Source organism: Bacilli bacterium (assembly GCA_036381315.1).
Classification (GTDB): domain Bacteria; phylum Bacillota; class Bacilli; order Paenibacillales; family KCTC-25726; genus DASVDB01.
In genome coordinates this window covers 1-11,869 of the sequence record DASVDB010000157.1, presented here as the reverse complement: position 1 = coordinate 11,869, position 11,869 = coordinate 1, and the positions used below count along the sequence as shown (strand labels likewise).

General features: G+C 51.4%; 10 protein-coding genes. 1 reads left to right on the top strand and 9 read right to left on the bottom strand.

The window, feature by feature from the left end; all coding sequences use genetic code 11:
• Positions 1 to 145 precede the first annotated feature (145 nt).
• The 8 genes from spoVT to pth form a co-directional block, all read right to left on the bottom strand.
• Positions 146 to 688, bottom strand: a complete 543-nt coding sequence (gene spoVT, locus VF260_11710; GenBank protein HEX7057842.1) for a stage V sporulation protein T — start codon at positions 686 to 688, stop codon at positions 146 to 148.
• A 343-nt stretch (positions 689 to 1,031) separates the two neighbouring features.
• Complete coding sequence (locus tag VF260_11705; protein ID HEX7057841.1) at positions 1,032 to 2,705, bottom strand: b(o/a)3-type cytochrome-c oxidase subunit 1; 1,674 nt, start codon at positions 2,703 to 2,705, stop codon at positions 1,032 to 1,034.
• 16 nt (positions 2,706 to 2,721) lie between these two features.
• A complete protein-coding gene (locus VF260_11700) occupies positions 2,722 to 3,195 on the bottom strand; it encodes a cytochrome c oxidase subunit II (GenBank protein ID HEX7057840.1) in 474 nt (157 codons plus the stop codon).
• Between the two features lie 29 nt (positions 3,196 to 3,224).
• Complete coding sequence (locus VF260_11695) at positions 3,225 to 3,392, bottom strand: cytochrome c oxidase subunit 2A (protein HEX7057839.1); 168 nt, start codon at positions 3,390 to 3,392, stop codon at positions 3,225 to 3,227.
• A 1,030-nt stretch (positions 3,393 to 4,422) separates the two neighbouring features.
• Positions 4,423 to 5,553, bottom strand: a complete 1,131-nt coding sequence (locus tag VF260_11690) for a peptidylprolyl isomerase (protein HEX7057838.1) — start codon at positions 5,551 to 5,553, stop codon at positions 4,423 to 4,425.
• A complete protein-coding gene (gene mfd / locus VF260_11685) occupies positions 5,540 to 9,055 on the bottom strand; it encodes a transcription-repair coupling factor (protein ID HEX7057837.1) in 3,516 nt (1,171 codons plus the stop codon). The genes VF260_11690 and mfd overlap by 14 nt, the downstream gene beginning before the upstream one ends.
• A gap of 108 nt (positions 9,056 to 9,163) precedes the next feature.
• The gene (locus VF260_11680; GenBank protein ID HEX7057836.1) at positions 9,164 to 9,394 is read right to left on the bottom strand and encodes an anti-sigma-F factor Fin family protein; all 231 of its coding nucleotides are present in this window, start codon (positions 9,392 to 9,394) and stop codon (positions 9,164 to 9,166) included.
• 59 nt (positions 9,395 to 9,453) lie between these two features.
• Positions 9,454 to 10,023 (bottom strand): aminoacyl-tRNA hydrolase, encoded by a 570-nt coding sequence (gene pth / locus VF260_11675; GenBank protein HEX7057835.1) that lies wholly within the window; start codon positions 10,021 to 10,023, stop codon positions 9,454 to 9,456.
• Positions 10,024 to 10,141: 118 nt separating this feature from the next.
• On the opposite strand from pth, the gene VF260_11670 reads away from it, so the two are divergent.
• Positions 10,142 to 10,342 (top strand): hypothetical protein, encoded by a 201-nt coding sequence (locus tag VF260_11670; protein ID HEX7057834.1) that lies wholly within the window; start codon positions 10,142 to 10,144, stop codon positions 10,340 to 10,342.
• On the opposite strand, the gene glmU is transcribed toward VF260_11670, so the two are convergent.
• Positions 10,314 to 11,726: a bifunctional UDP-N-acetylglucosamine diphosphorylase/glucosamine-1-phosphate N-acetyltransferase GlmU gene (gene glmU, locus VF260_11665; GenBank protein HEX7057833.1), complete on the bottom strand. Its 1,413-nt coding sequence runs from the start codon at positions 11,724 to 11,726 to the stop codon at positions 10,314 to 10,316. The genes VF260_11670 and glmU overlap by 29 nt on opposite strands.
• Positions 11,727 to 11,869 lie beyond the last annotated feature (143 nt).

The following is an 11,869-nucleotide window of genomic DNA, read 5'->3' as shown; positions in this document are numbered from 1 at the left end:
CCATAAGATTTTCCTTTCGTCTCATATTTCATTCACGGTTTTTTGCCGAACAATGTCATTATAAACCAAAAAAACAGCTTCCCGCCAGTTTGCTTGCGCTGGTGCGAAAAGCTGTTCGTTCATCCCGTTAAAAATGCAATAACCGTTATTGTTCCATTTGTTTCGCTAAAAAACCGGCTGCCGTTTCCGCCATTTTTTGCTCCATTTGCCCCATTTTCGTGCCTTCCGTTTTGCTTAACAGGATGACCGAGCCGATCGGGTCACCGCCGGCGACAATCGGCGCAATGACAAACGAACTGTAGGTTTCCGGCGCGTCTTTTACAAGCTCAAACTGGCCGCCGTTTGCTTCCAGCATCGCTTTCCTGTTTTCCATGCAGCTTTCCACCAAGGCGCCGACTTCTTTTTCCAAATAATCTTTTTTGGCCGCTCCGGAAACGGCAATCATGCTGTCGCGATCCGAAATCAGTACGATGTGGTTGGTGCTTTCATATAATGATTCGGCATACTCTTTGGCAAAATCCCCTAGTTCGCCGATCGGGGAATATTTTTTCAGGATCACTTCGCCATCCCGGTCAACGAATATTTCCAGCGGATCGCCTTCGCGGATGCGCAGCGTGCGCCGGATTTCCTTCGGAATGACAACTCTCCCCAAATCATCAATGCGACGAACTATTCCAGTTGCTTTCATTTCATGCTGCCTCGCTTTCACTGAAGATTTTTACCCCTGGATGATCATTCGTTATTACTGCCCATAGTATTCATCTGTTCCCATTTTCTTATGCGCTGATTGCCTGCTGCCAATGGTGCGATTTCAAGCTCCTTGGGGGGTTCATTATATTGTTCGGACAAGTTTGCCAAATTGTGCCGGTCGTTTATAAAATTCATTTGATCTATAACATGATTGCCCGCAACCGGTACATATGGTTTGGAAAAAGAACAAGCTGCATGATCCCGTCAAAGAGATACGCAGCCGATTCTTGGATTAGCGCTTTGGATTGGCCGATGACCCATTTTGCAATTGGATACACTGTTTACCAGGTTACAAAACCTTTGGAGCCGGGCGACGGATCGTTTACGATGTCCATGATCGGCATCATGTAGGCGAATATGATCAAAACCGCCAGAACGGAAACCCAGACACCGATGCGTTCGAACAAACGCGGAGTTTTCTCCGCCGTGTCGACCACTTCCGCGATCGGGAAATCCGTATGGCCCTGCGGAGCGCGCAGCAGCGCAACGACGTTGACGATCATCAGGAGAACGCCGATAAACAGTATCGTGCCGCCAATCGCCATGACCACCTCGTACGGAATCCACGACCTGGCGGTCGCGTTTTCCATGTACGTCGTGTAGGCGGTCCGGCGAGGAGCCCCAAGCAAACCGACGGTATGCATGGCGCCGGACATGAAAAACATGCCGACAAGCCAAATAATGGTTTGGATGATACCCCATTTGTGCATTCTTTTCGTCAATTGGCGCCCGGTAACGGCGGGGATAAGCCAGTAAGTGACGCCGAAAAATGTCAGCGCGACGGTTGTCGCCACGGTCAGATGAAAGTGGCCCGTCACCCACAGCGTGTTGTGAACGACCGCGTTCATCTCGTGGCTTGCGTTGATGATGCCGCCTGCCCCCGCCGGAATGAACACGAGCATCCCCATAAACGGCGCAAAGAAGCGCACGTCGCTCCACGGCAGCATTTTCAGCCAGCCGAACAGCCCGGTGGAGCCTTTTTGGCGCCCGTGAATTTCAAACGTGGCAAACATCGAGAATGCGGTGAGCAGCGACGGAATGACAACCATAAACGTCAGGACGACCTGCACGAATTTCCATACGCTCGAGATCCCCGGTTCCATCAATTGGTGATGCAGCCCGACAGGAATGGAGAACAGCAGGAAAAGGAGAAAGGCAAGGCGCGCCAAAGCGTCGCTGAATATTTTCCCGCCGATGACTTTCGGAATGACGACATACCAGGCCATGTAAGCAGGCAGCAGCCAAAAGTATACGAGCGGATGGCCGAAATACCAAAACAGGGTGCGGCTCAGCATGATATTGACTGTATCCGTCCAGCCGAACGCCCAGGGGATCAGCTGGAACACCACTTCGATGGTTACGCCGAGCGTTGCGACGAACCAAAGCAGCATCGTGGCCACGGCCATGAAGCCAAACAGCGGCGTGAGCTTGCCTGCGTGCAACCTTTTCCAATTGCGAAATTGCCGGAAAATGCCGAAACCGCTCATCCAGCTGCCGACGATGACGAGCGCGAGCGCCACGTAAAACCAGGGAGACGCTTTGAGCGGCGCGTAAAAAGTATACAGCACCGTCGCTTTGTTCATCAGGATCAACGTTACTCCCGCCAGCACGCCAAGCGACATCAGGCTGAAGCCAATCCAGGCGAGCTTTCTCGCTTGCGGCAGCAGTTCGCCACCTAGCGTCCGGGCCGTGCCGGCAAGCAGAAAGCCAATGATAAAATAAGTTGTAAAAATAAGCGCCATTAGCACTCCGTGAGCGGTTAGCAGTTGGTAATAACCGATTCCTCCCGGCAGTGTGACGACGCCGCCGCGGACAAGTCCCTGCAGCAAGCCGGCAATGCCGCCGATCAAAAGAGCGCCGAAAGCGAACAAGAGATGGGCCAAGACAACCCTGGCGTCCCGTTTGTCGAACGTATGCAATGGAATTGCTTCTTTCATGGTCATGCCTTCTCTCATGTCTTCTCTCCTCCCCTTATTCAACGACAATCGTCATGTTCATGTATTCATGGCCTGCGCCGCAATACTCATTGCAAACAACCAGATATTCGCCTCTTTTGACAAATGTATATGTCATATGGTTGATTTCGCCCGGAACGACCATCATATTGATGTTCGTGCCAATAACATTGAAACCGTGCACAACATCTTTGCTTGTAATGTTGAAAGTGACTTTCGCGCCCGCCGGGATCGTCAACTTACCCGGGGTGTAACCGAATGTAAAACCGATCAAGTCCGCCTCGAACTCGTTGTCGCCAATTTTTTTAAGCCCCGGTTTGTCAAACGGCGCGGTTTGCTCCACCAATTCCGGGTTGATCGCATGATGATCGACGCCGCCGGGCGTCTGCATGCCCATCGCAAAAGCCCCCACGCCCACCACAAGCAAAAAGACTACCAGCATGGCAATGCCGAAGACAAGCCATATTTTCTCAAGTTTGTGCAAATGCATAGGTGTCATCTCCCTTCACCTTTGATTTGTCAGTAGCGGTGCACAAATAAAAAGAACACACCAAGCCACGTCAGCGCCAAAAATGCTCCCAGCAACATAACGGAGACGAAGGTCCCCTTCAGGGAAATTTCCGCTTCCTTGGTTGCCGGCGCAGCTTTCCGTTTGGTTTCGTTCGGTTCAAGCGGAGCCTTGTTCATATATGCGATCCTCCTTTTCGAATTGTTCCAAGATAATGATGATTCTCATTGTATGGACGGCATATTGGGCCCACTATGACAATTTTCACCCCGGATATTGTGAAACCATTAACAAATTGTGAACAGACGAAAAATACCACCAATGCCGGCGTCAGCCCGGGTTCGTTGATGCACGGGCGTGCTCTAACGGACGCCAGTGACGTTAATTGGCGGATTTTTTCGCTTTTAAAATTGTAACGGACGCCATTGCGCCTATTTGCCTATTTTCATCGTTAGACAGGCCCGATTTCTGCGAATAACGGCTCCTGCGTCCGTTAAAATTTCCGCATGGCGTTTTTTCGCGAAATAGCCGCAAATACGTCCGTTAGCGCATCCGGCAGGGGGAAGCCACATGTTGGCGGACCATGCGGATGATTATGAACTGCTAGCTCTGACAGCTAGGGGGATGCGCTTGCAGGCTCGGCGTCGCTGGCAGGGGGAAGCCACATGTTGGCGGACCATGCGGACGTTTATGCGCCGTAAGCGTGACCGGTAGGAGGATGTGCTTGCAGGCTCAGTGCAGCAGGTAGGGAAAGCGCTTTTCCATAGGACGGACAACCAATGATGGCTGTTCCGTTTGGGGAAGCAAGCCGGCAACACCGGGGAAGCATGTCCGCAACTATGACTAGGGCCTGTCGAACAAAATAAGAAAAACCGTCTTATGAAAATCACCGTAAGGTCCTTAATAAACGCAAACTCAATCGTTTTGTATGAGGAGATTAGTAAATGAAGAGCAGATCTGCACTATAAATTTGAGAACATGTACAAAAATCCGCAATGAAGGTCGAATCTGCACTATATTTTCGGGAAAAAGCATTTTTAAAAATTTATCGTGCATTTTTGCGCTACAATCGAAATAAACCGACTTCTGAGAAAATTAACGTGCATTTTTGCGCTTCGTCAATAACCAGTAATTTATTAATTCAATAATGTAAAAAAAACTGCCCCAGGATCAGCAGAATCCTGGAGCAGTTTTTTTGTATGATTCGGATTACTGGCCGATCGGGCTGTTTGTTGCCGGAGTTGGCGATTGCGTTGCCGTCGGCGCAGGAGATTGCGTCTCCGCGGGCGCGGGCGACTGCGCGTCGGGCGCCGCGCTTGGCGCCGGGCTTGTCAGCGGCTCTTGTTGCTGCGGCGCTTGCGTCGGCGATTCCTTCGGCAGATTGACTTTCGTTAAAATTTTCGGCAATTCGTTTTCGCGGAAATCATTCAGAAACTCGCCGACCAATTCGCCGAGCACTTTTTCTTTTACATCCGCATCGGCCAACTCGCCGACATGGCGCGACTCGACTTTCATCACATGATACCCATAATCGGTCTTAACCGGCTCGCTGATCTGATTCAACGGAAGTTCCAAAGCCGCCTGCTTGAATTCCGGAACCCATAGGTTGACTTCGGCGTCCTTGTATTGGCCGCCGTTGTCTTTTGATCCGGGATCGTCCGAGTATTCTTTCGCCAAAGCGGCAAAGTCGCCGCCATTCAGCAGCTTTTCCCGCACTTCCTGCGCCCGTTTCAACGCTTCGTCCGGGGTGCGCAAATCTTTCCCTTCCTGATCCTTCAGAGCGATTAAAATGTGGTCAACTGTTGCTGTCGTAAAGACATTCGGGTCTTTCTTGACATCTTCGTCAAAACGCTTTTGCAGTTCTTCATCGGAAAATTTGTCTTCCAGCACAATATTAAACAGCGCTTGCTCCTCCAAAAATTCCCGCAAATCGTCTTCCGAAAGTTTCAACTCTTTCAGCGCGTCTTTATACTGCTGTTCATTTTCGCCGGATTTGATGTAGCCCTGGAAATTTTTCCAGTCTTCGTCGGATTTGCTTTCCGCTTGTTTGACCTGATCCGCGGTTGCGTCTTTGGTCAAATAACGGGTGACGACCAACTGTTCAACCATTTGCCGCTTGAAGTCGGGCATTGTTTCATAATACGAATAATAGGGATCGATCAGCTTGTTCACTGCCAGGAAAGTATCGAAATCTTTGGCGCTAATTTCTCCGCCTTTATAAACCGCAACCGGTTTTTTGCCGCACGCGGCCAATGACAGGACAAGCAAAGCGGCCATAGCCAGCAAGCCAACGATACGCCAACTGTTGCTGCGATGTTTGTCCAATTTATTTCGCGACATTTTCAAGTTCCCCTTTCGGATTGACAACCTCCCTGTATTGTAACAAAAATTGCTCTATAAAAGCTATGGTTTCTTCTGGCTTCATCCCGGCAATATTTAACGCGATCTGAATCTTTAAACCGCTGATCAAACGCATTTTGTTGCGCAACCGGTTGCCGAGTTCAAACAACTTTTGCCCGTTAATCAACGCGTTTTGGCTTTCATGAATTTTAAGGATCGCCTCGGCGCCCTTGACGGCAATCGACTCGACGAAAAACTCCTTGCCCAAAGCTTTGATTCTGGCAACAGCCAGAAGGGTTTCTACAGGCTGCGGCAAGTCGCCGAACCGGTCCACCAGTTCTTCATAAAGCTCTTCCGCTTCTTCCACGCGCTGGATGGCAACCACTCTTTTATAGACTTCAATTTTCTGCATGCTGTCGTAAATATAATCCGACGGGATATAAGCGTCAAGCTGGATGTCGATCTGCGTGTTGATTTCCACGGGCGGCGCTTGTTCGCCTTCCATTTCCGATTTTAAGGACTTGATTTCGTCGGCGAGCATTTGCGAATACAAATCAAATCCGACCGATGCGATAAAACCATGCTGCTCGGCGCCCAGCAAATTCCCCGCTCCGCGGATGGCCAAATCGCGCATGGCGATTTTAAACCCGGATCCGAGCTCGGTAAACTGCTTGATCGCTTCCAGGCGTTTCTCGGAAACTTCCGACAGCACTTTATCGCGCTCATAAGTGAAATAGGCATAAGCGATGCGGTTGGAACGGCCTACTCTGCCGCGCAGCTGGTATAGCTGGGATAGCCCCATTTTATCCGCATCGAACAGGATCAGCGTATTTACATTGGGGATATCGACGCCGGTTTCAATAATCGTCGTGCTGACCAACACGTCGTATTCGCCGTCAAGAAAATCAAGAATTGTCTTCTCCAGTTCCTGTTCGGACATTTGCCCGTGACCAACCGCCACTCTGGCTTCCGGCACAAGCGTTGAAATGCGTTCGGCAATCGACTGGATGCCCTGCACGCGGTTGTACAACACGTAAACCTGGCCGTTGCGCGCCAATTCCCGTTCGATCGCTTCGCGTACGAGCGAATTGCTGTATTCGACGACGTACGTTTGCACCGGGTACCGGTTTTCCGGCGGAGTTTCGATAATCGACAAATCCCGCACGCCCAGCATGGACATGTGCAAGGTGCGGGGAATCGGCGTCGCCGTCAGCGTCAACACATCGACATTGGCCTTCAGCCGCTTCAGCTTTTCTTTATGCGTAACGCCGAACCGCTGCTCTTCGTCGACGATCAAAAGGCCCAAATCCTTGAACCGCACATCGGAGGATAGCAGCCTGTGCGTGCCGATGATGATATCCACCGTGCCGTTTTTGATGCCCTTGACAATTTCCGTCTGTTGCTTTTTGGAGCGAAAACGGCTGATCACTTCGATGCGCATCGGAAAGCCGGAAAACCGCTCGCGGAACGTTTCAAAATGCTGCTGCGCCAAAATCGTCGTCGGCACGAGCACCGCTACCTGTTTTCCCTCAATCGCGGCTTTAAACGCCGCGCGGATCGCCACTTCCGTCTTGCCGTAACCGACATCTCCGCAAAGCAGGCGGTCCATCGGCCGGCTCTTTTCCATATCTCTTTTGATCTCTTCAATCGCGCGCAGCTGATCGGGCGTTTCCTCATACGGAAACATGCTCTCAAAATCTTTCTGGTACGGCGTATCCTTGGCAAATGCGTAACCTGTGGAAGCCATCCGCTGGGCGTATAATTTGATTAAATCGCCGGCAATATCTTTTACCGACGAACGGACTTTATTTTTGACGCGATGCCATTCATTGCCGCCAAGTTTGTACAGCTTCGGCTCCTTATCGTCGGTGCCGATGTATTTCTGCACCATATCGATCTGGTCGATCGGCACGGACAGCTTGTCCCCGCCCGCATATACGATATGAATGTAATCTTTATGCATGCCGGCGATTTCCAGGGTGCCGATGCCGACAAATTTGCCGATGCCGTGATTGACGTGCACGACATAGTCGCCTACTTTTAAATCCGTGTAGCTTTTGATCCGTTCCGCGTTTTCGATTTTGCGTTCGACTTTGCGCGCCTTTCGTTGTTTCTGCGTAAACAATTCGTTTTCGGTGATGACAACAAGCTTGATGGACGGCAATTCAAATCCCGCCTGCAAATATCCGTTCAGCAAAATGGGCAATTTGATCTTGTAATCCTCCAGCACACGGCGCACGCGTTGGGCGCGTTCCTCGCCGCCGGCCACGATCATCACTTTCGCGCCTGCCTTGTCCCACCGTTCCATTTCCGCTTTCAGCACATGCATTTGCCCATGAAAATGCTGCATCGACCGGCTGACGATATTCACGATATTTTGCGGCTGCGCATGCTGAACCTGGCGGAGAAAAAGAGACAAGTAGAGCTTTTGCATGCCGGAAAACGGAATGAGTGAAGTATAATCTTTGCTTAATTGCAAAGCGGGCAGAAACTTCCCTTCCTGCAACAGCGAAGTCACCATTTCCGCTTCTTCGCGCTCCAGCTGCTTTGCTGTTTCCTGCAGCCGCACCGGCTCATCAAGCGCAAGAATCGTGTCGTCGGGCATGTAATCTAACAAAGTTTGCCGCTCGGGATAGAGAAAGGAAATATATTTATAGATTTCCCGGAAGCAAACGCCTTCGCGCAACAGTTCGATATCTTTGCCGATTTCCGCAAGCAGTTTTTCTTTCGTCTTGCGATCCGCGATTTTTGCCAAATACTCTTCCAAACGTTCATAGACATGCTGCGCGCAATTTCGCGCCCGCCGCGGCTCGGCGATAATTTCCTTGCAGGGCGGAATTTGAACCGACCGGATTTTTTCCACGGAGCGTTGATCCGCCACATCAAACAACCTGATCGAATCGACGGTATCGTCAAACCATTCGATCCGATAGCCTTTTTCGGTCGTAAGCGGGAAAACATCGATGATGCCGCCGCGCACGCTCATTTCGCCGCGATTTTCCGTCTTTTCCACACGTTCATAGCCCAATTCATGCAAACGGGCCGCGCACGTTCCGGGATCCATGACATCCCCGACCGCCAACTGCAAATTCGCGGAGGCAAACGCTTCCTTTGCGGGCTGCAGTTTGCGCAGCCCGGAAAACGGCACGACGACAATACCGCGAAAACCCGCGGCCAAACGGGACAACACTTCGATTCGCTGCGCCAGCGTTTCCGGACTTGCCGCAACCGATTCCACGATCATCAGTTCGTTGGCCGGATACAGCAGAACTTCCGCGCCGGCGCATTCCGCCAAATCTTCGGCTATTTTCTGGGCGGAAAACATGTTATGCGCCACGACCAAAAGCGGCCTGTTCAATTCTTGAACCAGAGCCGCCAGCAAAGCCTGCCGGGACGAACCCGCCAGGCCGGAAATCATCTGCTCTTTCAAACCGGCGCGAACGCCCGAAATGACGGATTGTACATCCGCTTCTTGCGCAATCGCCGCAAGCAGCAAATTCATGTTTTCCAACACCCTTTCGCACATGCAACAGGAAATAAGCCTCAGCGAAGCAAGCCAAGGCTGTTAACCAACTTAGTTTGCGAACCTTTTAAAACCGGTCATGATCGGTCATTGCAACGGCGTTGACAAAAGCGATAATTCCGGATGGTAATCCAGAGCATCCTTGCAGAAGTCGCAAACAACTTTGACTGAGACGCCCCCGTATTGGTCATAGGTAATTATATCCCTGCGCTCGCCGGGGGTCAAGAAATGAAACCCCAGCTGCATCTCGCTGACTTGCGCGTCTTCAATGCGGCCAATAAGCGTATGGCAATGCCGGCAAATATAATTTACTGCCATATGTATGCCTCCCGGATGCAAACTATGCCCATTTCCAGTATGGCCATTTGGGGCCCGGATTAGACGCTTTTTTTGTTGAATTGCGCCATGACCTTGTCAAACGGTTCCGTTAGCGCCGCCTCAAGCGCGTTGGCGGCCAGATCCAACGCTCCGCTTATGCGGGCCTGTTCCGACCTGGCGAATGGCGAAAGCACATAATCCGGCATGGCCACTCCGGGAGATGGACGGGATATGCCGATGCGAATGCGGTCAAACTGTTCCGTGCCGAGATGCTGAATGATCGACTTGATGCCGTTGTGCCCGCCCGGGCCGCCCTGCTTGCGCAGGCGGATGCAGCCCACTTCCGTGTCCATATCGTCATAAACCACAATGAGATCGGCAATATCCGCCTTCATATAATCGCGGTAGGCGCGAAGCGACTCTCCCGACAAATTCATAAACGTCTGCGGTTTGATCAGCACCGTTTTGACGCCGTGGACGATGCCTTCGCCAAGCTCGCCTTTAAACCGGCTTTCTTTAAAGTCGATTCCCCACTTTCGCGCAAAGCGGTCAAGCGCCATAAATCCGACATTATGCCGCGTATCGCTATACTTATTCCCCGGATTGCCCAATCCGACAAACCATTTCATGTCCGTACCCCCGACAAAATCAATAAAAATTTGGCAAATTCGGACGCAAATGCAACGTTTTCTCCTGTTCGATTGTCCTAATTATAGAATGAAAATTTTTCAAAGAAGGTGAAACGCCATGTATGTGAACGGTCAGGTTTTGACGAACGATGATCATTTCCAGGATCACATCTTGCACGAAGTTCCCATTCAGATTTACCTGGACAAGCAGCATAGCGACATCGGTTTTGTGGAAAACATTTCGCCGCACTATGTGAAAATCAACGGCACCTTTTACAACCGCGCTCTTTTTACTTTTGTTTCTCGTCCCGGCTATTGACGGTGCGCTCTTTTATGCGCGCTCTTAACACATTGGCATATTCCGGTTTGGTTATCTGGCGTTCTCTCGCGATCGCCAAATCGTTCTCCCCGACGTCATGGGTAATGGTCGAGCCGGCCACTACATAGGCGCCGCTGCCGATTTTAACCGGCGCAATCAGATTGACATTGCTGCCGACAAACGCATTGTCGCCAACCTCGGTCAAATGTTTATGGTAACCGTCGTAATTGACGGTAATCGCGCCGCAGCCAAAGTTCACCCCGTTGCCGATGATCGCGTCCCCGACATAGCTGAGATGCGGTATTTTGCTGCCTTCGCCGACGGCGGCGTTTTTTATTTCCACAAAGTCGCCGATGCGCGCTCCCGCCCCGATTTTGGCGCCCGGGCGCAAGTACGCGAACGGCCCAACTGTCGTTTTATCGCCGATCTTTGCCTGATCCAATACCGAATGTTTAATGTGCACGCCGTTGCCGATCATCGAATCCCTGATTTCGCTGTGCGGACCAATCAGGCAATCTTCGCCAATCGACGTCGTTCCGTACAAAGTGGTCCCCGGCAGCAGGACCGTATCCTGCCCGACACGCACACCGGCGTCAATATATGTCGATGAAGGATCGACGATGGTTACGCCGTTCAGCATATGCTGGCGAATGATGCGCATACGCAGCAGTTTTTCCACTTCCGCAAGCGCCACGCGATCGTTCACCCCCGCCGCTTCCGTCGGATCATCCAAAACGCAAGCCGCGATTTTTTCCCCTTGCTGCTGCAATACTTGTATTACATCCGTCAAATAATACTCCTGTTGGGCGTTATCGTTCCTGATTTGCCCTAGCGCGGCAAACAGCTTGCGGTTGTCAAAACAATAAATGCCCGTGTTGACTTCTTTGATTTGTTTCTGTTCGGGCGTACAATCTTTCTCTTCGACAACCGCAACGATTGCATCAGCGGCGTCGCGAACAATCCGCCCGTAGCCGTGCGGCTCATCGATCATGGCGGTCAAAAGCGTCACAGCCGCATTGGACTGGCGATGCAAAGCGATCAGCCGTTCAATGGTTTCCGGCCTGATGAGCGGCGTATCTCCATAGAGCACCAGCGTCGTGCCTTGCAGCTTGTGCAGGAGCGGTTTTGTCATGAGCACCGCATGCCCGGTGCCAAGCTGCTCTTCCTGCAGCACCGTTTCGATCTGCTCTCCCAGAAAAGAGCGGACCTTATCCGCTCCATGGCCGACAACGACTATCGTTTTATCCGGTTGAACCGCCTGCACAGCCGCGATTACATGTCCCAACATCGGCTGTCCGCAAACCGGGTGCAGCACTTTGTACAACTTCGACTTCATTCGTTTTCCTTTTCCCGCAGCCAAAACGATCGCGATTGTCGATGGCAATCTTGTCACCTCCAAAACAATACCTTATATACCGAAGGCGGGCTAGATCGCCCGATCTAGCCCGCTCTCAGTATAGCCTACTTTCCCGAAAAAGAAAAGAGAGCCTGCCTGAGGCTCACTATTTCCGCACTAATACGTTATTA

Excerpts from the sequence above, each read along its gene's own strand:
- pth (HEX7057835.1), bottom strand. The coding sequence starts at position 10,023 with ATGAAATGGTTTGTCGGATTGGGCAATCCGGGGAATAAGTATAGCGAT.
- VF260_11680 (HEX7057836.1), bottom strand. The coding sequence starts at position 9,394 with ATGGCAGTAAATTATATTTGCCGGCATTGCCATACGCTTATTGGCCGC.
- mfd (HEX7057837.1), bottom strand. The coding sequence starts at position 9,055 with ATGAATTTGCTGCTTGCGGCGATTGCGCAAGAAGCGGATGTACAATCC.
- VF260_11690 (HEX7057838.1), bottom strand. The coding sequence starts at position 5,553 with ATGTCGCGAAATAAATTGGACAAACATCGCAGCAACAGTTGGCGTATC.
- VF260_11670 (HEX7057834.1), top strand. The coding sequence starts at position 10,142 with ATGTATGTGAACGGTCAGGTTTTGACGAACGATGATCATTTCCAGGAT.
- VF260_11695 (HEX7057839.1), bottom strand. The coding sequence starts at position 3,392 with ATGAACAAGGCTCCGCTTGAACCGAACGAAACCAAACGGAAAGCTGCG.
- VF260_11700 (HEX7057840.1), bottom strand. The coding sequence starts at position 3,195 with ATGCATTTGCACAAACTTGAGAAAATATGGCTTGTCTTCGGCATTGCC.
- VF260_11705 (HEX7057841.1), bottom strand. The coding sequence starts at position 2,705 with ATGAGAGAAGGCATGACCATGAAAGAAGCAATTCCATTGCATACGTTC.
- spoVT (HEX7057842.1), bottom strand. The coding sequence starts at position 688 with ATGAAAGCAACTGGAATAGTTCGTCGCATTGATGATTTGGGGAGAGTT.